We start from the raw sequence: 20,334 nt of genomic DNA, 5'->3' as shown, positions 1-20,334 counted from the left end.
AACGAGAAGTGAACTGTCGTGGAAGAAATGAATTACGAAGGTATTGAGAAAAAGTCGCTGGCGGAATTTACCGAACAGGCTTATTTGAACTACTCCATGTATGTGATCATGGATCGTGCATTACCGCATATCGGCGATGGCTTGAAGCCTGTGCAGCGCCGAATTGTCTATGCAATGAGTGAGCTGGGGCTGAAAGCTACTGCAAAGTATAAGAAATCAGCACGTACCGTTGGTGACGTACTGGGTAAGTTTCACCCACATGGCGACTCAGCCTGTTATGAAGCTATGGTATTGATGGCGCAGCCATTTTCCTATCGCTATCCACTGGTAGACGGGCAAGGTAACTGGGGGGCGCCGGATGATCCTAAGTCATTCGCTGCCATGCGTTATACCGAGTCACGCCTGGCAGCCTATTCAGAAGTTCTATTGAGTGAACTAGGACAGGGCACCGTAAACTGGATTCCTAACTTTGATGGAACCATGGATGAGCCAGAAGTATTACCTGCGCGTATTCCTAATCTGTTACTTAACGGTACGACTGGTATTGCCGTTGGTATGGCGACAGACATACCGCCGCACAATCTTTCTGAAGTTGGCAAAGCCTGTATTCATTTGCTGGAAAACCCTAAGTCCGAAGTTGAGGATTTACTGGAGTTCATTCAGGGGCCCGACTTCCCAACGGATGCCGAAATTATTACTCCACGAAGTGAAATTCTTGAGGTCTATGAAAAAGGCCGTGGTTCGATCCGTATGCGCGCTCGCTTCGAGAAAGAAGAAGGCGACATCGTCATTACCGCGCTGCCACATCAAGTTTCAGGTGCCAAAGTTTTGGAGCAGATTGCTGCTCAGATGCAGGCCAAGAAATTACCTATGGTCAGCGACCTGCGTGATGAATCGGATCATGAAAACCCCACTCGCTTGGTAATTGAACCTCGTTCCAATCGCGTCGATGTAGAAGAGCTGATGCGTCACCTGTTTGCCACTACCGACCTTGAGCGTACCTATCGCGTTAACATGAATATGATTGGTATTGACGGTCGTCCGCAGGTTAAGAACCTAAGAGTGATGCTCAAAGAGTGGCTTGAGTTCCGTCATGAAACCGTTCGTCGCCGTTTACAGCATCGTCTGGACAAGGTGATGGACCGCTTGCATATCCTGGATGGCTTGTTGATTGCTTATTTAAATATTGACGAGGTAATCCACATTATCCGTACTGAAGATAAGCCAAAGCTGAAATTAATGGAGCGCTTTGATTTATCGGATCGTCAGGCTGAAGCGATTCTTGAATTAAAGTTGCGCCACTTGGCCAAGCTAGAAGAGATGAAAATCAAAGGTGAGCAGGCAGAGCTGGAAGACGAAGCAGACTGGCTGCAGTTGACGCTTGGCTCCAAGCAACGCATGAAGACCTTAATCAAGAAAGAAATTGAGGAAGTGATTGAGCAATTCGGCGACGAACGTCGCTCACCGATTGTTGAACGTAAAGAAGCCAAAGCTTTATCAGAAACTGAGTTATTACCGACAGAGCCAGTTACCGTGATTTTGTCTGAGAAAGGCTGGGTGCGCTGCGCTAAAGGTCATGATGTCGACGCGGTTGGCATGAATTACCGCTCAGGAGACAAGTATCTGGACTCTGCCAAAGGTAAAAGCAATCAGTACGCTGTATTCCTCGACTCTACAGGGCGAACTTTCTCATTGCTAGCTAATACCCTGCCTTCAGCTCGCGGATTGGGAGAGCCGGTAACTGGGCGGGTAAACCCGATTGCTGGCGCTGAGTTCATGGCCACCCTTATGGGTGAGGATGATGATAAGTTCCTGTTTGCAACCGATGCAGGCTATGGCTTTGTTGCTAAGTTCAGTGATCTGGTGACCAAGACCCGGAACGGTAAGGCTTTTCTGAGCCTACCTTCAGGCTCTAAAGTGGTTAAGCCGTCTTCTGTTCAGGATCCAGAGAAGCAGTTCTGCGTGGCTGTTTCCAATGAAGGACGAATGTTAGTTTTCCCATTGGCTGATCTCCCTGAGCTGGCAAAAGGTAAAGGCAACAAGATCATCAGCATCCCAACAGCCAGGTTAAAGCTTCGTGAAGAGTTTATGGTTGCGGTAACAGCCATTAATGATGATGACAGTTTAATCATTCATTCTGGAAAGCGCCACTTGACCTTAAAGGCAAAAGATCTCGAGCACTATAGAGGTGAACGAGGCCGGCGTGGTCATAAGCTACCAAGAGGATTCCAGCGAGTTGATACTATTGAGGTAGAGAGTAAGAATTAAGTATTTACACTAAGAGTGTAGAAAAGTGAAAGGCCATCTTATGATGGCCTTTTTTATAGGATTATTCACCAACCAGGAAGCGTGCCTGACGTTCAATTCCGCTGCGCTGTGAGGCTTCAACTTCAGACAAACGAATAAGCTTAACTTCACCAACAGACTCTATATCAAATTCAATACTATTATTACTTTCTAGCTGACTGACCTTTTGGACATCTGACTCAAGCCAAATCCCAGGCTCAATGACTTCAAAAAATGTTTCGTAAACATTGCGATCAAATTCCTGGTTATGTACCAGAATTGTTGGTTCAAGCTTGAGCTGTCGCATTGCACTGACCAATACCTGTAGCTGGGTTAAGGTATTTGATTCAATGGAGTCTGAGTCTTTACCTAGAATCAACAGTGACTGCTTAAAACTTAAAAAGTAGGTACCGTTCTTGGGAAGCCATCGGTTAAAGACCTTAAGTAACTGATTAGTATTCTGCTCATTAAGACGTGCCCAGTTAGCTTTAATTACGAGCAAGGTGGCTTTAGAGTCAGATTGGTGCTTCTTACCATTACTATGCTTGAGGAGTTGGCGAAGCAATTGATTTTGGCTTGGGGATTCTTTACTAATAGAGGAAACATCATCTTTAATCGGACGATTTTTCCACCATGAGCGGATTTTTTTAAATGATATAACAAACAATAAAAGTGCCCAGCTGAAGCCACTAATAATCCATATCATAAATGGCTCAGCGATTACCTGAGATATTGAAGTGGCTTGAGCATCAGGACTGAAGTAGAGGGTTAAATAGCCGTTTTTCTTTTCCTGAAAATAGATATCAGCAACCATGGAGCGCAGGTCTGAAGGTAACTCATCAGCTTCCAGCCTGGCCATTTCAGTGCCGTCGCGCTGATAAATGACTACCTTGAATACGCTATCATTTTCGTAAAGGCCTTTAGCAACAGCTTCTATTGAGTCATTATCCTGGGCATAGATAAAACTTCCAAGTTGGCTAGCTGAGGCCGTTGTCAGCATCTGTGTATAGCTATCGATATAGCTACGCTGCTGCTCCTGCTGCTGCTTGGTCAGCCACAGCTGTAGCAGACTGCTGGCGAATGCAAGTACGAGCGCAGAGTAGATGAGTGCTTTTGTGTTAGCACTTTTGATGAATGACGATTTAATACTGATATCCCTTTTCTATAAATTAAAATGGGCTTTTATTTGGGCTTAATATACCATAGTTTGTTCTTATGAATAGAACCACACAATAGCGCAGCTACCTCACAAACCATGGTCGATTACTTTTTATATCTATTTAATCAACAGAATACTGAATCTAAACTTAATCTTTTGTCCCTGTCTGCTTTGGCTGATATCAATCAGTTAGTATCTGACTTAGGTTCGAAAATTGAGCTTTTCTCTATTAAAACTGACGATGAGCAGGCCTTAAAATCTGCACTTTATGAGCAAAGTCTGGCTCAAGGATTTGACTACTGCCTGCTCCCAAAGCAAGAAAAATTTGGGCCCTTTAAATTAGTAGTCTTTGATATGGATTCAACTTTGATTCCTATTGAAGTAATAGATCAATTAGCAGTCGAAGCTGGTGTTGGACAGCAGGTTGCCAAAATTACTGAAGCCGCCATGCGAGGTGAGCTCGACTTTAATCAAAGCCTGGAGCGAAGAGTAAAACAGCTGAAGGGCTTGTCTATGGACTCCATACAAGTGGTTAAAGAGCAGTTAATATTCAATATGGGAGTTGAGACTTTTTGTCAGTTTATTGTGCAACAAGGTGGAGAAATTGCTATTGCATCGGGTGGGTTTATGCCTTTTGCGGAAGAGTTAGCAACGAGACTTCCTTTTACCCGCGTTCGCGCCAATCGCTTACTGGACGATGGGAAGCATTTAACTGGGGAAGTGCAGCATCCGATTGTTAATGCACAGGTTAAAGCTACCAGTTTAAAAGAATGGGCTATAGATGCAGGCCTATCCGAGCAACAGTGCATTGCTGTTGGTGATGGTGCCAATGATTTAAAAATGTTGCATCAGGCTGGTATTGGTGTTGCTTTTAAAGCAAAGCCGACTTTGGGAAAGTCGGCTGATTGCGTTCTTAACTTCGGCTATCTGGATTCGCTGCTCGAACTACTGCCACTGGTTGAACAGCAGCACAGCTCGAACCGGGCCAAGCAGAATTAGACAACTTTAGAAATCGTTGTCCGTAAAGTCATAATTTAGCTTAGACATCGGTTTTGAGATGTAATTACCGGTTACGAAATCTACGCCTAATGGCCAAATTTGAGCTAATGAAGATGCTTCTTCAAGGTTAGTAATAATCGCCTTGGCTTCAACATTATGAGCTGCCTGAATTAATGGTACGATTTTGTCAGTTCCCTGTTGCTTGAGAACCTCAATCATTTGTCCATCAAAGGCTACATAGTTAGGGCGAATCGACTGAATCAATTCAAGCTCATCGGCTTGCACGCCTGATAAACAGAACCTTATACCATCTTTATTGAAAATATCTCGTAACTCGATGGCTTTTTTCAGGTAAGTCGCTGCGAAGTGACTTTTTAGAGTCAGTATCAGGCTATTGCTGTCAATGCCGGCCTTTGCGATGCTTTGACGAACCCAGCGGCTGGCATCTTCACGAAGTAATGTATTTGGGTGAAGTGTCAGGAACAGCTTGGTTTGCTTACCTTCGGCTTTTTCTTTAGCTAGCATTTTTAAGCTGTGAGTAAAGGTAATTTTGTCGATATCGGCATCGATACCTACCTTTTCAAAAATCGGGAATATATTTTTACCTAAGCCCCACTTACCATCTTGCATTTTGTAGCGGAAGTAGCAGATGTACTGTTGAGCGGGGCTACCCTGTAAGCTCATCATGGGCTGGTAGAAGAGGGTCATGTGACCTTCATCTCTGGCCTGAACAAACTCATCGTAAAGCACTTTTTCTTCTTCAGTTAATAAACTGTCAATTGATGGGTTGAATAGCTCAAATCCATTACCACCTGCATCTTGAACCTTGTGACTAACAGCTGTTGCATGCAGTACCAGCTTGTCAGGGTCAAGGTCATTGTCATGACAGGTTACACCGCCGATGCTAAAACCGATATGCAGGGTCTGCTCGGAAACCTCAAATAGGTGGGAACCAATTTCTGCTAGTAGTTTTTTTGGTAATTCACTGGAAGACAGTCCTTTTTCCGAGAGAATAATGCCGAAACTACTATCACTAATTCTTGCTAATATCGCAGCACTGCTAACGTGTGATTTCATCCAGTCAGCAATATCTTTCAGCAGGTCATCACAGGCAGCAATACCATATTCGGAGCGGTATTTAGAGAACTTATCTATTTCTACCAGGTAGAGTACCGTATCTGTTTTGGTATCGCGTGATTTTTCGGTGATGGTTTTCAATCTGCCCATGAAGGCTGGTCGATTAAAGAGGCCTGTTACCTGATCAATTTCACTAACTTCTTTGAGTTTCTTCAGTAATTCAGTTTGATCACTGACTTCACGAACGACAAGCTGAACACAATGTTCGTCATCGTAAATTGCTGACGAAACAATAAACTCGGCTTCAAAGATTTCACCATTGGCATTTTTGCCCTTGAGAACCTGTTTAACTTCTTCACCGCTTTTGGCTTGCTCTTTGAGCAGTGATTTGATTTTGTCGGTGTCCTCAGAGTCAATCAAATCCATGATGGTCATGACTATAATGTCATCTTCTTCATAACCGAAGCGATCAAGGTACGTTGGGTTGGTATAGATATGCATACCATCATGAATGTAGGCGATTGCATCCTTTGAGCTTTCAAGCAGTAACTGATTTCGTTTAGAGGTTTCAGAAACCATCTTAGTTGACTCGGCAACTTTTTCTTCGGCGTTGACCAATAGTTGCTCACGTTTTATTAACAATGTCAGCAAATCTTTGGCACTACTTGGGATGCAGTCTTTAACGCCTTTTGCAATTGCGTCAAATCGTTGCTCTTCAGAGTAATTACTGCTTAGTAGAATAGCTGGCACTGATTGCTTCTGAGTTTTCAACAAAGTGAGAGCCTGCTGAATCGGCAGGTTATCAAGCTCGTCAATGAATATAGCTTGTTGCCATTGTTTGTCGTCAATGGCAGCCTTTAGCTGCTCACTGTTGGCAACAACCTGATGGCGAATAGGAAGTCCCTGATTTTTCAAATGGCTTGCAAGCTGCTCACTCTCATTGGCTGAGCTAGAGAAAATCAGGGTGTTTATTGGTGAATTATTGCTCTGTTTTTTCATCACAAATCGAGTTACCTTGAGGATCCCTTATGGTATCCGCTTTTTTTAGAAAATGATTTAACTGCCCCACAAATTTAACATTAACCTGGTTTGTTTCCCAAGCCCCATGGAAATCTATTTTGGGATGTGTGTTAGCTAAAGTTTTTGTCGATAATGAAACTGGATAAAATTATCCGTTTCAATCACTTTGCGTGTTAGCTCTACCTTATACTCTTCTTCGGGAGTCATAATAGCGACTGTCTGGCCTGAGCGATAGCCAAGAGGTGGCAAAATCAGGCTTGAATCAATACCTGCGTTTGGCATTTCAGGAAGCAGTAATCCGTTATGATGGTATGCTGGTTTGGCGTAATCCCAGTCGAGGGTTGCTCGAACAGGCGTTGCTTCCGGTGAAATCAGCTCTACTCCAATCAGAAACACGTCATGGCCCTGCCAGCGATTCCAACGGATTAGGCCCAGATTATACATTTCCTTACCGTTTTTGAAGTTCTTTACCGTCACCAGCTCATTAGTTTCTGCATACTGCGATGGTGCTTTTTCAAATGCCACACAGAATCCCGCCGGACTGACATCTTTGACGACACCGTTGATCCACTCAAATTTGGCCCGTGTCTTTAATTCTTTATATGGGTGATCTTCTTTTTCGAGCTTGCGCTGATCAAATGTACGCGGCTTATAAATTGAGGCGAAGGCATCTTCAGTTGTGCGCTTGTCTTGAATATCCATGCCTCTGGGACGAGACTGCTTCCAGACAAAACCGTGCTGGCTTTCTTCCTGCTGAAGTTGAAGAGACTCAACCTGAAAGGCCTTGGTTTTTTTCGTCGTTCCATAGAAACGATCATGAAGTGCCTTGCCGTCTCTTTCTACTAGAAAATGATGAGAGCCCGCTAAACCAACTGCCACTTGAGTACTTTCGTTTGAATTAATGCGGATGAAATTACGTGTTTTTACAGTATTCCAGCTTTCTAGAACCTGAGCTTTTAAGTCCTCATCCAGCGATATTTCAGCGGTTTTTTTGAATCTAGACAGGAAACCGCTTCTTTTTTCCATCATGCTGTTTTCAAGCACGGCAATGGCCTGAGTTAAATCAATGCCAAATTTTTGTTGTGATTCATTCTCGATGGCGTTTGCTGGTTGTGGGGGAATTTCAGTTTCGGGTAAGTAGGCAAACAGGGTATTGCTGTTGGTACCTGAGATCAGTTCGATATAGCTAGCTAAAACTTTCAATGACTCATAAACTGCACTGGCCTCGCCATGTTTCATTTGATAAGGGTTGCAGATTGATAGTGTCAAATTGATGAGTAATTGTTTTTTAACGCTAACTAATGGCGTTGATAATTTTTTAAGCCTGTGTTCAAGGAAGTCATTAGCAGTGGCTAACTTAAAAATTATATTTTGTTGACGCCAAATCTTGCCCCCGACTGATTTATAAAGTTGATAGCGCTGCAGTTGTATTTCACCCAGATAATGCAAAGCATTAGCGCAAGCTGCCGGAAGAATGGTCTTGTTGTATTTTTCCAGCATTTGTGGGTTTAAGTTAATGTCTTCAATTACTGCGTTGAAGCCAAACACCAGTTCAGAGGCCAAAGCATGTACCAGCTCTGAGGCAGATTGTAATTTCTGTGAATATTTAAGTGGGCTGTGAACATATATCTCTGACAGGGAGTCAATTAAGGTTTCACAGGTTGGAACAACGGCTTCAAGTATTTGTAGGCGTTCTTTAGGGGCTAAAGGTGATTGATTGAGGTCATACAGATAATGGAAAATTTTGGAAGCTGTTTCGCCCATGTCAGCAATAGGCAGATTTTCCAACCAATGTTCTGCCGCCTTCACGCTGGCAGGGATATCCGCCACCATGGAATCGTTTCTGACTCGTACTGTGAGCCCCAATTGTCCTTGAGTTAAGGCCACTCCATTCTCCTTAGCCTGATACTAGGCAAACTAGTATTATTATCTTTTGAAGTTATGGCTTTTATATTAGCGAATAGGTGCAACAAGCGCCAGTTTTATTTGGTACTAAGTCTTTGATTATTTAAAGCTAAAAACCGAGATCCAGAGGGGTTTTGCTGTTCTTTCCGGCTTCCTCGCGAACCAGAGTTGGAACAAGAAAGCCGGCAATCTTTTGATGCAATTGTTGCATAATGGATTTTGCCTGCTGATCCGATACCAGAAAATGATGTGCGCCACTGACTTTATCCAGCAGATGTAGATAATAGGGCAATATATGGCTAGCAAACAATTTTTCGCTAAGTTCGGCTAAAATGCGACTATCGTCGTTAACATCTTTTAAAAGTACGCTTTGGTTGAGAAGGCTGACTCCTGCTCTATGTAGTCTGGACAACGACTTGGAAAAAAGCTCATCAATTTCATTCGGGTGATTAATGTGTAAGACCACAACAGTTTGCAGGCGACTTTGAGTTACGGCGTCAACAAAGCCCTGCGTCACTCGTTGCGGAATGACCACTGGTAGCCGTGTATGAATTCTCAATCTGATAACAGAAGGTATTGCACTTAGTTGCTGGATAAAATCATTGAGGTAGGCATCACTGACCGCCAGAGGATCGCCCCCACTTAGAATAACCTCATTGATTTCAGGGTGATCTCGCAGGTAATCAAAAATCGCAGACCATCCGTCGCGCCCAGTCTGATGTTCCTGATAGGGAAACTCGCGGCGGAAGCAGTAGCGACAGTTAATAGCACAGGCCGTAGACAGCATGACCAGAACGCGTGAACGATATTTGTGTAGCAGACCTGGAATTTCAGATTCCTGTTCTTGCAAAGGGTCGGAAACAAACCCCTCCACAGTATTGTTTTCCTCACTCAATGCCAACACCTGACGTAAAAGAGGATCATTGGGGTTTCCAATTTCCATCCTATCAATGAAAGGAGCAGGGACCTTTTGAATAAAGCGATGCTTATCTAGAATGGAGTAGGGTAGCTGATCGGGAGACAGATTCAGTCGTGACAAGAGCTCAAAAGGTGAAGAAATCGCTCCGGCGAGCAACTTTTTCCACTCTCGCTCCTGCCAATATGAGTCATTTCGCGGTAGAATCTGCAAGTTTTGAATCATAAACCTAATTGAAATCCAGAGGAACACATGGGAACAATTACCACTAACGACTTACGTAATGGTACAAAAATTATGCTAGACGGCGAACCCTGTACGGTGGTCGACAACCAGTTCGTTCGTCCCGGTAAAGGCCAGGCCTTCAGTAAAACCAAAGTATTATACTTGCTAACCGGCCGCACCGTCGAAAAAACTTTTAAATCAGGTGAATCCATCGAAACAGCCGATGTCATGGATACGGATATGGAATACCTCTACAACGATGGCGAGTTCTGGTACTTCATGGATCCAAACACCTTCGAGCAGGTTTCAGCCGATAAAAATGCAGTAGGCGACAAAGCCGTATATTTAATTGAACAGGATAAATGCCTGATCACGCTTTGGAACGGTAACCCAATCGACGTCACGCCACCAAACTTTGTGGTACTAGAAGTAACCGATACTGACCCAGGTCTGCGCGGTGATACATCAAGCGGTGGCTCAAAGCCAGCAACCATGCACACAGGCGCTGTGGTAAAAGTACCTCTATTTGTGAATATTGGTGATAAGCTTAAGATCGATACGCGTACTGGCGATTACGTTTCTCGCGCCTAGCTTGTTAAATTCTCGCTATACTGCGTTACGCTTATTTTTAAAGAAGGTCGTTTAGTGGAGCTAAACTCCCCCCATTTAAAAATAAGCAAGCCTTGTCTAGCAAGAATTTCCCTGTGCTAGGTGTACAGGTTGATTTTGCGAACAATATTGATTTGCCGATGAGCCTAACAATTTTATTTCCGCTAGGTAGTATAGGGCTAGAGCTTCATAACTCCGCGTCCTCACATGCCAGGTGTTTAGCCTAAGAATATTTTTTCTGCGCTAGAGGGTGTTTAGAACGGTAGGGGCAGACCTATGTGTCTGCCCTGTATTTTGTTAAACCAAATAGTGCATCTTCGAATCAAGCCTATGACCCACTGGAAACCCTCCGCATCACTACAAAACCTTAAGGCCCGTGCTGAGTTACTGGCGACAGTCAGAGCATTCTTTGCTGAACGAGAGGTACTAGAGGTCGATACTCCTTCCCTATCGCATTACGGAGTTACTGATCGTTATATGCGTTCAATGATCGCTCAAGTTAGCTCCCAGGAGCAGGGGATCTTGCAGACCTCTCCTGAGTACGCCATGAAGCGCTTGCTAGCAGCAGGTTCCGGTTCAATCTATCAAATATGCAAAGCATTTCGCCAGGATGAGGTGGGGAGCAGGCACAACCCTGAGTTCACTATGTTGGAATGGTATCGTTTAGATTTTGACCATTTGCAGTTGATGGATGAGGTCTATGAACTTGTGTCTAAGGTGCTTGGGCCGAAGCAGCGACAGGATCTGAGCTATCAGCAGTCCTTTATTGAATTCCTTGGTATAGACCCCTTATCCATCAATGATGAGGAGCTTGAACAGTTTGCCCGCTCTAATCTTGGCTTGCTTCCCGATGAGTTGGAGCGAGATGATTATTTGAGCTTACTGTTTGAAGATAAGATTGAACCTCAGCTTGGGTTGAATGACTCAGTCTGTTTTATCTACGATTATCCAGCGAGCCAGGCTGCTCTAGCTCGTATCTCAGAGACAGACTCAAGAGTTGCTCATCGCTTTGAGCTTTATATTGAAGGTATTGAGCTGGCAAATGGCTTTTATGAACTTGCCGATTGTGACCAACAGTTAAAGCGATTTGAGGCTGATAACAGGTGGCGGGTACAAAATAATCTGCCAGAAATGGCTATCGACCAACACTTTATTGAAGCATTGGAACATGGGTTACCGGAGTGTTCCGGGGTGGCTTTAGGGCTCGATCGCCTGTTGATGATTAAGCTTGCAACCAACGATATTAGCGATGTTATCGCTTTTCCCTGGGATCGAGCCTAATAGATTTATGCTGCTGAAGGAGCTTTGGTTAAAGCTTCACTTTTATTGCCTTCGATACGCCTTGCCTGAATCATTTTGTCGAAGGTTCGGCTATCCGTGAGTCCGACAAAACGTCTTTTATCTTTGAGGCGCGCCATAAATAGAACATGATCCTGAGTCAAGTCTTCCAACATTCGCTCAGTTCGTTCGCCTACCCCAAGCATGGTAACCATTTGTCTATTAACACGGTTGAATGACTCAAGTTGATTAATATTAACAGTCTCGCAGAGGTAATGATTGCTGTCGCCTGGGAGGGTGAAATTACGAAATGAAAAGTGACCATTGCCGCTTGGGAAGTCACCAGCGAGGATCGTGATCTTAGACATAAGAACTCCTTGTTTCCTAAATCTTGCTGACTCTGTGGATTGAAGCTAAAGAATCAGCGGTTTCCTAAACATCCTGTATCTCCTTAAGTACAACTGTTTTATAAGCAACAGTTATAAGGATTGCTATTATTTCTACTTGAGAAATGGGGAGTCGTCAACAATTGTTTAAAAAATACACAGAAAAGTGTGCTAATTTTTGCAATTTCAAGGACTTATTGGCTACGCCAGTTTTCAACCAAAGCTCTGGAGATCGAGTAGCGATAGGGAAGTATAAGCTCGCCATTTGCTATCAAATCAATCAGTTGTTGTCGTGAGAACCAGTCCGCGTGCTCCAGCTCCTGGTCCTTTAAACGGATATTAGAATGGGTGGCGTCTGCAGTAAATCCAGTCATCAGCGATTGTGGAAAAGGCCAGGGTTGTGAGCTGAAATATTGGATATTGGTAACTTCCAGTCCAACTTCTTCATCAGCTTCTCGTGCTACTGCCTGCTCAAGGCTTTCGCCAGGTTCGACAAAGCCTGCAATAACTGAGTAGCGTTTTTCTGGCCAGCTGGCCTGACGCCCCAACAGAATCTTATCCTGAAAACTGATGGCACAAATTACCGCGGCATCGGTGCGAGGAAAATGTTCTTTAGCGCAGTTAGGGTTGCTGCACTGACGGACAAAGCCAGCCAGCTTGGAATAAGTTGCGTGGCCGCAATAGCCACAAAACTGGTGTGTGTTGTGCCAGTGTTCAATTCCAATGGCGACATTGGCCAGATAGGACTGAGTTTCATTGAGATCAGGAAATAACTCACGCAACCCTTTCAATCCCGCCTCTGGGAATGCTTGGATAAACTCCTCTGGTTTAGTCAAACGGTAACTGAAGTAATGTTGAGGGCGTCCCTCAATAGTTACCTTTCCAATGTAAATCAGGTGCTTATCTTGAACGGTTGAAACCTTGTTTTGCAAATTGTTCCAGCTAAGCCAAATGAGACCATTATCACCTGATAGTAATTTTTGGTGATAGACAGGAAGGATCAAGCTGTTCTTCTGCTGAGCCAGCTCTCTTAACTCAGAAGGGTTGGCCCTTAATTCGGCCTGTCGGTCGAGCTGATCAAATTGAAGTGCGAACATTCTATTTTTTCACCTGATATTGCTCATGGGTACCATTGGGACACAACGTACAACGAGCTTATGGAGACCGCAAGCCAAAGAATGATTCCCAGTAACATGGAGCGAAGCGGGATCGACTTAATGGCTGCTCGGTTTAGACTGGTGCCCATCCATAACAGGCTGAGTGCAAACAGGTTTTTGGACGCAGGCTTGATGTAAGTGCCTACTTGCGCCATAAGCTCCGGACTTAGTAAGAAACTGCTAATGGCACTGGCCAGCAGGAAGAACACAATAAATAAGGGTAGGCTGAATTTGATCTTGCCAGAGTGCTGCGAGATTGACGCAACAATTGCCAAAGGAATAATCCATAAGGCGCGTGATAATTTAGTAGTGGTCGCTACTTCCAGGGCTTCTTCGCCATAAACCGCCGCAGCACCAACTACGCTGCTGGTGTCATGTATCCCCAGCGCTGCCCACAGGCCAAATTGACTCTGTGACAACTCTAACCAATGACCTACCGCAGGAAATATAAACAGAGCCACAGCATTTAAGATAAAAACGATGGCAAGGGAAATAACCATATTGTGGCTATTGGCTTTTATGGAAGAACCGACAGCAGCAATGGCGCTTCCCCCACAAATCGCTGTCCCGGAACTGATAAGCCAGCCCTGTTGAGCGTCAAGTTTGAGTAACCTGGCGATGAGTAGTCCAAGCAATAGTGCACCAGCGATAACACTGACGGTTAGAACAAAGCTATCTCTTGCCGTTCCCCAAAGTTCTGCTAATGGTAGGCTAAATCCAAGCAAAACAATCGCTATCTTCAGTAGCAGACTGGCCCAGCTGGACAGTGGTAAAGCCTGCTGATCAGCAAAGAACCAACCCCATAACAGGCCGGCTGCCAAGGCATAACTCGCAGGTAATAAACTGAATATGCAAGCCAGACTAAGCACAAGCAACAGTATGTTGGCTGGTGTGAAAGGGAATAATTTTGAGTTCTGCACGTTGATAATTAACTGAAAAACATAAGGCAAGAGTTTACAGGCCTTTGTAAGTCAGTTCATTAGCTTTCTTTAATATGATGAGCTTCTTAGGAGCTGATACACACTTTGTTACAGCCTTTTTATAAAAAAATTGCAAAAAGTGTTTTACAGAGTCGGTGTTATATCTTAGTATAACACCATGTCAGCGAGACACTTAAAGTAATAAAAGCCGTCTTGCCTAGCTAAGATGTTGATTTTGATGGTTTTTAACTCAAAACAACAAAGGGTAACTGCCAACAGGTAGCTAAATATGCAAATACATTGGGATGACACACAGCCAATTTACCTGCAACTCCGCGATAAGGTCCTCAATATGATCCTTGATGGAAGCTTGCAGGAAGGTGATGCCTTGCCCTCGGTTCGGAACATTTCAGCAGAGTATCAGTTGAATCCGATCACCGTATCCAAGGCTTATCAATTATTGGTTGAAAGTGAATTAGCAGAAAAACGAAGGGGATTAGGCATGTTCGTAACTGAAGGTGCGAAAGAGAAGTTATTAAAGCAGGAGCGCGAGCAATTCTTGACTGTAGAGTGGCCAGCACTGTTGAAAAAAATCGAACGCTTGCAGATTTCATTGGATGATCTCTTCAATCGTACTAAAGCTGAGGAGAGCAATCATGAGTAATATCATTGAAGCCAAAGGATTGAATAAAAAATATGGCAACTTCAAAGCTCTTGATAACGTTAGCTTTGAGTTAGAGTCAGGACGTATTTTGGGTCTTATTGGCCCGAATGGTGCGGGAAAAACAACATTACTAAAATCACTGTTAGGTTTAACACCTTTCGAAGGCGAGCTTAATATTTTCGGTCTGGATCCGCATAAACAACGCGATGAGCTGATGAAACGCGTCTGTTTTATTGCTGATGTGGCCGTGTTACCTCGCTGGATTAAAGTAAGTCAGGCAATCGACTTTGTAGAGGGGGTACATCCTCGTTTCAGTCGTGAGCTGTGTGAGAAGTACTTGGAACAAACAAAAATAAAAAGGAATAGCCGGGTTAAGTCCTTATCCAAAGGAATGGTGGTGCAACTGCACCTGGCCTTAATCATGGCAATTGATGCGGACTTGTTGATTCTGGATGAGCCAACATTAGGACTGGATATCCTGTTCCGCAAATCATTCTACGAGCAACTGCTAAACGATTATTTTGATGATAATCGAACCATAATAATAACTACGCATCAGGTTGAGGAAATTGAGCACATATTAAGTGATTTGATTTTTATCCAGGACGGAAAAATCGTGCTTGATGATTCAATGGATGCCATTGCAGACTCGTATTTTGAAGTAATGGTTGAGAAGGAGTTTGAGGAAGCTGCCTTAGCGATGAAACCACTGAATGTCAGGGAAGTGTTTGGGCAAAAGGTATGCCTGTTCAGTGGTATCGCTAAGGAGCAACTTCAAGAATTAGGTAAGGTTCGCAAACCGAGCGTAGCCGATCTGTTTGTTGCCAAAATGAAAGGAGAGGCCGCATGAAAACGTTTCTGACCTTATTAAAAAGAGAATACTGGGAAAATAAGACCGGTCTTCAGTGGGTACCTTTGATTATTGGTGGAATAGCAGTATTCGGTGTCTTCCTGGGCGTCTTTGTTTTCAGCACCAGCAATGTGCAAATCAATGGTGTGGGTAGTCATGATCTAACTAGCTTGTTTAAGTTATATGACGTCAGTGTAGACCCAAGAGCAAAAGCAATCGGTGTTCAAATGGGCATGTATAGCGGCATCTTTAGCTTTGGCTTTGTATTGGCAATCGTTGGCTTCTTCTATTGTTTAGGTGCGCTATACGATGATCGTAAAGATCGTAGCATTCTGTTTTGGAAATCAATGCCTATATCGGACACCATGACGGTGGTATCGAAAGTAGTCACAGCTATGGTATTAGCACCGCTGTTCTTCTGGGTCATATTACAGATAACGACTTTGGCAATAATGATGTTAGCTACTATTTTTGCTTGGGTATCGGATGCCAGCGCCTGGAGTAATATTTGGCAGCCATCTAACTTATTTGTGATTGCTTTCTATCAGTTGCAGGCTTTTTATGTAGCGACCTTGTGGGCTGCGCCAATAATTGGTTACTTGTTGTTGGTATCGAGCTGGACTAAAAAGGTGCCATTCCTAGTTGCAACAGTCCCGGTAGTACTGGTGATTATTGCAGAAAGTATCGTCACTAATACAGCTCACGTTGCCTCATACATTGGCGAGCGCTTTGTGATGATTTGGGCAGCTTATATTACTCCGGTTGCCAATATTGCTGGTGACTTTAGCGATGTGATTGAAAGTGATGCTGCTGACTTCATCGAAGAGGACTGGATTCCTTTAAGCTTTGGTAAGCATCTTATGGATATGGATTTATGGTTAGGGATTGTTGTCGGTGCCGCATTTGTGGTCGGCGCGATTATGATTAGACGTTACCGTGATGAGGCTCTTTAAGAGCCTATCACGCAAAAAAGGAGATAGATTATGGTTTACAACAAAAAAAGCACTCAATGGTTGAGTAGAGCCTGTCTTTATATAGGCATGGGAGCACTGATAACGATTGTAGCCATTCAATGGAATCAGTCGGTACCAGAGATAGAAGTTCTAAACTCGCTTGAGACAGTGAATAAAATACACTTGAGTATCAAGAATTTCTTCAAGTAAGCGATATAAACGGACTTTAATTGAGCCAACTGAATAAATAAACAGGAAGGACTAGCTTGCTATCCTTCCTGTCATTGGTCAGTCATCAAAAAACTCACCTGTTCAAAAGTTGTACAATATAGGCGAGTTCTTTCCTGCTTATTCCTATAACTTGCTTGTTTATTGTGCAAAATACTGCCTAGCTACTAACTTGCACCTGCAAAAATTGTTGACAAATTACCATCGTTATATTGCTTGCTTATAAGTAGAAATTATTGATAGTATGCGATTTATAAGTGGTATGACGTCTTACCGTCTTCCGTTTACTTTTGTTTACAGCGAACAGTTAATTCCTATCGATGGGGGAAGGAATTGTATGAAAAATACAGGGTTAAACCATAAAAGCTCTCCAATGACGCGCTTATCTCAAATTGCAGCAGGTGTTGCATTAGCCGTGTCAGCTGCCAGCAGTCAGGCGGTCAATTGGGACACAGAAAATTACGATGTTAACTTTGATACTACTTTATCGGTAGGTGTCGGTGTGCGGGTCGAAGAGCGAGACCGTAACTTAGTAGGTAAGTCAAATCTCTATCAAATTGAGAATGGACAACCAATTTCAAATGCTTACCTTTCTGGCACTGTCCCGCCGGGAGCATGGTCTAACAACTCCGACGATGGCAATCTAAATTTTGATAAGGGTGATTTCTTTTCACAAGTGATCAAAGGCGTTCATGAGTTAGACATTCGTCACAAGGATGGCGATCAGGGCTTATTTGCTCGCGGCCTTTGGTACTATGACCGTATTTTGATGGACACTGAGCTTCCCTTCCGTAATCTAGATAGCTATGGCGGGCAAGATGGCAGAAATACTGCAAGAGAAGAGCAGGGTTACGATGCTCGTATGCTTGATATGTATGTTTGGAAAACATTTGAGTTCGACAGTGGCAACGTGATGCAGGTTCGTTTAGGTGAGCAGGTTGTTAGCTGGGGTGAAAGTACTTTTATCCAGCACAGTTTATCTGAGGCAAATCCCGTAGACCTGAGAACCTTAAGAAATCCTGGTGCCGAGCTTAAAGAGGCCTTTATTCCGACCAGTATGATCTGGACGTCTTTCGACTTGAATGAAAGCTGGAATATGGAAGCTTTCTATCAGTTTGAATTTGAAGAAGTTAAGTTTGATGAGCCGGGTACTTATTTTTCTACACGTGACTTCTTAGGCCTGAAAGGTGAAGAGGTTCACTTAGGTTTTGCACAGTACCCAGAAGGTCAACCAGGAACCGTTGCATTACGCGATGAAACACGTTTTGCAGACGATCAAGGCCAGTTCGGTGTCAAAGTAGGTTATTTCACCGAATATGGTACAGAGTTTGGTTTCTACTACATGAATTACCACAACCGTCGTCCAATTATTTCTGCTAATGCAGCTAATGCTGAGGGCGTTGTTACTGGTTTTCTTGAGTATCCAGAAGATATTCAGATGTACGGCTTAAGTTTTAATACTGCAACTGACAGTGGTTTATCTGTAGCGGGTGAGATTTCTTACCGTGTTGATGAGCCTTTGCAGGTTGATGATGTTGAATTGTTATTCGCGACTCTTGAGCCAATTGGTCAAATACCAAGCGGCACCAGTCAGGTTGCTAATGGCGTTGGCTTGGGAGAAGAAATTTCAGGTTATAGATTACTTGATACTGTACAGGCACAAATGACTATAACTTCATTATTAGGGCCTGTCTTTGGTTCTGACCAGACGGCTTTCTTAGTTGAAGTGGGCGCTAACCAAATTTTGGATATGCCAAGTCAAGATGAGCTACGATTTGAGTCTGAAGGTACTTTCCGTTCCGGCAACCCAGATCGTGCCATTGACTACAATGGTAACGGAACAATTGATGGCTTATTTGGTTTTGACCCAACAGGCACTTCGCCCTGTGGCTTTACAAATCCTACAACAGGTCAACGTATCCGAACTGAATGTGAAGGCATGACTGAGAACGGTTTTGCTGATGAGTTTTCTTGGGGTTACCGTATGGCAATGCGCTGGGATTACAACAATGTATTCAGTGGTTGGAATATGTCTCCACGTATCGTATTCCAGCATGACGTGAGCGGTAACACACCTGCACCTATCTCGAACTTCCTGGAAGGTCGTAAGTCATTATCAGCAGGGGTAAGTTTAAGTACCTTAAGTGCATGGAAGTGGGATTTTGCATATAACAGCTACTTCGGTGGTGGTTCAGCAAATCTTATTTCTGACCGAGATCACGTCTCGCTAGCATTAAGTTATTCGTTTTAATAAAAGGGTTGTATAAGATATGACTAAAATGATGAATAAATGGTTATTGGCAGGTGCAGTCGTTTCGGCTATGTGTACGAGCGTTGCATCCGCTAAAGTATCAGAAGAAAAGGCTGCGCAATTAGGCGGAGAAATCTATACACCCATGGGTTCTATTCGCGCAGGTAATGAAGATGGCTCTATTCCAGCCTGGACTGGCGGTATTACTGAAGACATGATACCTGAAGGTTACCAGGAGGGTGATCACCATCCTGATCCTTTCGCAGATGATGAAAAACTCTTCACGATTGATGCATCTAATTATCAGCAATACGCAGAACATCTTACGGTAGGTCAAATTGCTTTATTCAAGGCTTATCCAGACCGTTTCAAAATGCACATATATCCAACTCGTCGTAGTGCCTCATATCCTCAGCATGTTTTGGATGCTATCAAAGCAAACGCTACCCGTGCTGAGTTAATCCAGGAAGGTAACGGTATCAAAGGCGCAGCCATTGGTATCCCATTCCCGTTCCCGGAAAATGGCTTACAGCTAATTTGGAACTCGATTACACGTTATCGCGGTGTTTCTGTAGAGCGTGAAGTAGGTCAGGCGGCACCATTACCTGATGGTGATTATGTATTGGTCAAGCTGAAAGATGAGCTGCACCATATTTACAATGAGCCAGACATGACTCCAGAAAAACTGGAAGAAGGTAACGTATTGTTCTTGTTCCGTCAAAACGTAACTGCTCCAGCACGTCTGGCAGGTACCGCATTATTGGTTCACGAAACTATGGACCAGGTTAAAGAGCCTCGTAAAGCTTGGACTTATAACACTGGTCAGCGTCGTGTGCGTCGTGCTCCAAACGTTGCTTATGATGCCCCGGGTACTGCTTCTGATGGTCTAAGAACCACTGACGATTTCGATATGTTTAATGGTGCTCCTGACCGCTATAACTGGACTATTACAGGCAAGAAAGAAATCTATATTCCATACAACACATACAAGTTGCATTCTGATGAAGTAACTTATGATGAAATTATCCAGCCGGGCGTGATTAACTCTGACCTGGTTCGTTATGAAAAACATCGAGTATGGGTTTTAGAAGCAAACTTGAAAGAAGATACGCGTCATCAATATAAGAAACGCGTGTTCTATATTGATGAAGACAGCTGGCAGATTGCTGCTGAAGAAATGTATGATGAGCGTGGTGAGTTGTGGCGTGTAGCTATGGCTTATCTAGTCAACTACTATGACGTACCAACTTTGTGGTCAACGCTTGAAGCATATTACGATCTTCCATCAGGTCGTTACTTGGTAATCGGTTTAGATAACCAGGAAAATATGTATAACTTCAAAGTTGAGTTTAGTGATTCTCACTTCACTCCTTCAGCATTACGTCGCGCAGGCATACGCTAGTTAGACAATGCAAGCGGCCGTTTCTTCGGCCGCTTTTTTTACACTTTAA

The 20,334-nt window shown here is 43.7% G+C and carries 17 protein-coding genes; 10 read left to right on the top strand and 7 right to left on the bottom strand.

Translation table 11 applies throughout. From position 1 onward, the window contains the following. The first annotated feature begins 27 nt into the window (after positions 1–27). A complete protein-coding gene (gene parC, locus CW740_RS09425) occupies positions 28–2,268 on the top strand; it encodes a DNA topoisomerase IV subunit A (RefSeq protein ID WP_106647259.1) in 2,241 nt (746 codons plus the stop codon). A gap of 61 nt (positions 2,269–2,329) precedes the next feature. On the opposite strand, the gene CW740_RS09420 is transcribed toward parC, so the two are convergent. Then, complete coding sequence (locus tag CW740_RS09420) at positions 2,330–3,286, bottom strand: hypothetical protein (protein WP_106647258.1); 957 nt, start codon at positions 3,284–3,286, stop codon at positions 2,330–2,332. A 255-nt stretch (positions 3,287–3,541) separates the two neighbouring features. Between CW740_RS09420 and serB the strand changes: the two genes are divergently transcribed. Then, the gene (gene serB / locus CW740_RS09415) at positions 3,542–4,444 is read left to right on the top strand and encodes a phosphoserine phosphatase SerB (protein ID WP_106647257.1); all 903 of its coding nucleotides are present in this window, start codon (positions 3,542–3,544) and stop codon (positions 4,442–4,444) included. Positions 4,445–4,450: 6 nt separating this feature from the next. Here the strand turns inward: serB and CW740_RS09410 are convergent, their stop codons facing one another. The 3 genes from CW740_RS09410 to epmB form a co-directional block, all read right to left on the bottom strand. Beyond that, complete coding sequence (locus CW740_RS09410; protein WP_106647256.1) at positions 4,451–6,520, bottom strand: EAL domain-containing protein; 2,070 nt, start codon at positions 6,518–6,520, stop codon at positions 4,451–4,453. A gap of 135 nt (positions 6,521–6,655) precedes the next feature. Next, a complete protein-coding gene (locus tag CW740_RS09405) occupies positions 6,656–8,428 on the bottom strand; it encodes a hypothetical protein (RefSeq protein WP_227523840.1) in 1,773 nt (590 codons plus the stop codon). Positions 8,429–8,555: 127 nt separating this feature from the next. Further along, a complete protein-coding gene (gene epmB / locus CW740_RS09400) occupies positions 8,556–9,587 on the bottom strand; it encodes an EF-P beta-lysylation protein EpmB (protein WP_106647254.1) in 1,032 nt (343 codons plus the stop codon). 27 nt (positions 9,588–9,614) lie between these two features. Here epmB and efp point away from each other — a divergent pair, with 27 nt between their 5' ends. After that, complete coding sequence (gene efp / locus CW740_RS09395; RefSeq protein ID WP_018624253.1) at positions 9,615–10,178, top strand: elongation factor P; 564 nt, start codon at positions 9,615–9,617, stop codon at positions 10,176–10,178. 348 nt (positions 10,179–10,526) lie between these two features. Beyond that, positions 10,527–11,477, top strand: coding sequence for an elongation factor P--(R)-beta-lysine ligase (gene epmA / locus CW740_RS09390; RefSeq protein ID WP_106648137.1), 951 nt, complete (start codon positions 10,527–10,529; stop codon positions 11,475–11,477). 5 nt (positions 11,478–11,482) lie between these two features. Here the strand turns inward: epmA and CW740_RS09385 are convergent, their stop codons facing one another. The 3 genes from CW740_RS09385 to CW740_RS09375 all read right to left on the bottom strand — a co-directional run bounded on the left by CW740_RS09385 (position 11,483) and on the right by CW740_RS09375 (position 13,937). Continuing rightward, on the bottom strand, positions 11,483–11,842 hold the full coding sequence (locus tag CW740_RS09385; RefSeq protein ID WP_106647253.1) for a hypothetical protein: 360 nt from the start codon (positions 11,840–11,842) through the stop codon (positions 11,483–11,485). A gap of 212 nt (positions 11,843–12,054) precedes the next feature. Beyond that, positions 12,055–12,957: an NAD(+) diphosphatase gene (gene nudC / locus CW740_RS09380; RefSeq protein WP_106647252.1), complete on the bottom strand. Its 903-nt coding sequence runs from the start codon at positions 12,955–12,957 to the stop codon at positions 12,055–12,057. Positions 12,958–12,980: 23 nt separating this feature from the next. Continuing rightward, positions 12,981–13,937 carry a YeiH family protein gene (locus CW740_RS09375; protein ID WP_227523839.1) on the bottom strand — a complete coding sequence of 319 codons (957 nt, stop codon included), beginning with the start codon at positions 13,935–13,937 and terminating at the stop codon, positions 12,981–12,983. Positions 13,938–14,226: 289 nt separating this feature from the next. Between CW740_RS09375 and CW740_RS09370 the strand changes: the two genes are divergently transcribed. The 6 genes from CW740_RS09370 (at position 14,227) to CW740_RS09345 (ending at position 20,285) form a co-directional block, all read left to right on the top strand. Continuing rightward, a complete protein-coding gene (locus tag CW740_RS09370; RefSeq protein ID WP_106647250.1) occupies positions 14,227–14,601 on the top strand; it encodes a GntR family transcriptional regulator in 375 nt (124 codons plus the stop codon). After that, on the top strand, positions 14,594–15,451 hold the full coding sequence (locus tag CW740_RS09365; RefSeq protein WP_106647249.1) for an ABC transporter ATP-binding protein: 858 nt from the start codon (positions 14,594–14,596) through the stop codon (positions 15,449–15,451). Before CW740_RS09370 ends, CW740_RS09365 begins: the two co-directional genes overlap by 8 nt. Beyond that, positions 15,448–16,404: a hypothetical protein gene (locus CW740_RS09360; RefSeq protein WP_106647248.1), complete on the top strand. Its 957-nt coding sequence runs from the start codon at positions 15,448–15,450 to the stop codon at positions 16,402–16,404. The genes CW740_RS09365 and CW740_RS09360 overlap by 4 nt, the downstream gene beginning before the upstream one ends. A gap of 30 nt (positions 16,405–16,434) precedes the next feature. Continuing rightward, positions 16,435–16,614 carry a hypothetical protein gene (locus CW740_RS09355; protein WP_018624261.1) on the top strand — a complete coding sequence of 60 codons (180 nt, stop codon included), beginning with the start codon at positions 16,435–16,437 and terminating at the stop codon, positions 16,612–16,614. Positions 16,615–16,969: 355 nt separating this feature from the next. Next, positions 16,970–18,883 carry a DUF1302 domain-containing protein gene (locus tag CW740_RS09350; protein WP_106647247.1) on the top strand — a complete coding sequence of 638 codons (1,914 nt, stop codon included), beginning with the start codon at positions 16,970–16,972 and terminating at the stop codon, positions 18,881–18,883. Positions 18,884–18,902: 19 nt separating this feature from the next. Beyond that, positions 18,903–20,285 (top strand): DUF1329 domain-containing protein, encoded by a 1,383-nt coding sequence (locus CW740_RS09345; RefSeq protein WP_198555358.1) that lies wholly within the window; start codon positions 18,903–18,905, stop codon positions 20,283–20,285. Positions 20,286–20,334: the final 49 nt, after the last annotated feature.

Source organism: Kangiella profundi, assembly GCF_002838765.1.
Lineage (GTDB): Bacteria > Pseudomonadota > Gammaproteobacteria > Enterobacterales > Kangiellaceae > Kangiella > Kangiella profundi.
Note: the sequence above shows the minus strand (reverse complement) of the source record. Positions and strands in the feature narration are given on the sequence as shown.

Bases quoted from the DNA above. Each gene is read 5' to 3' on its own strand.
- nudC (WP_106647252.1), bottom strand. From the start codon at position 12,957: ATGTTCGCACTTCAATTTGATCAGCTCGACCGACAGGCCGAATTAAGG.
- CW740_RS09370 (WP_106647250.1), top strand. From the start codon at position 14,227: ATGCAAATACATTGGGATGACACACAGCCAATTTACCTGCAACTCCGC.
- epmA (WP_106648137.1), top strand. From the start codon at position 10,527: ATGACCCACTGGAAACCCTCCGCATCACTACAAAACCTTAAGGCCCGT.
- CW740_RS09350 (WP_106647247.1), top strand. From the start codon at position 16,970: ATGAAAAATACAGGGTTAAACCATAAAAGCTCTCCAATGACGCGCTTA.
- CW740_RS09360 (WP_106647248.1), top strand. From the start codon at position 15,448: ATGAAAACGTTTCTGACCTTATTAAAAAGAGAATACTGGGAAAATAAG.
- CW740_RS09385 (WP_106647253.1), bottom strand. From the start codon at position 11,842: ATGTCTAAGATCACGATCCTCGCTGGTGACTTCCCAAGCGGCAATGGT.
- parC (WP_106647259.1), top strand. From the start codon at position 28: ATGAATTACGAAGGTATTGAGAAAAAGTCGCTGGCGGAATTTACCGAA.
- epmB (WP_106647254.1), bottom strand. From the start codon at position 9,587: ATGATTCAAAACTTGCAGATTCTACCGCGAAATGACTCATATTGGCAG.
- efp (WP_018624253.1), top strand. From the start codon at position 9,615: ATGGGAACAATTACCACTAACGACTTACGTAATGGTACAAAAATTATG.
- serB (WP_106647257.1), top strand. From the start codon at position 3,542: ATGGTCGATTACTTTTTATATCTATTTAATCAACAGAATACTGAATCT.
- CW740_RS09345 (WP_198555358.1), top strand. From the start codon at position 18,903: ATGACTAAAATGATGAATAAATGGTTATTGGCAGGTGCAGTCGTTTCG.
- CW740_RS09355 (WP_018624261.1), top strand. From the start codon at position 16,435: ATGGTTTACAACAAAAAAAGCACTCAATGGTTGAGTAGAGCCTGTCTT.
- CW740_RS09365 (WP_106647249.1), top strand. From the start codon at position 14,594: ATGAGTAATATCATTGAAGCCAAAGGATTGAATAAAAAATATGGCAAC.
- CW740_RS09420 (WP_106647258.1), bottom strand. From the start codon at position 3,286: ATGCTGACAACGGCCTCAGCTAGCCAACTTGGAAGTTTTATCTATGCC.
- CW740_RS09410 (WP_106647256.1), bottom strand. From the start codon at position 6,520: ATGAAAAAACAGAGCAATAATTCACCAATAAACACCCTGATTTTCTCT.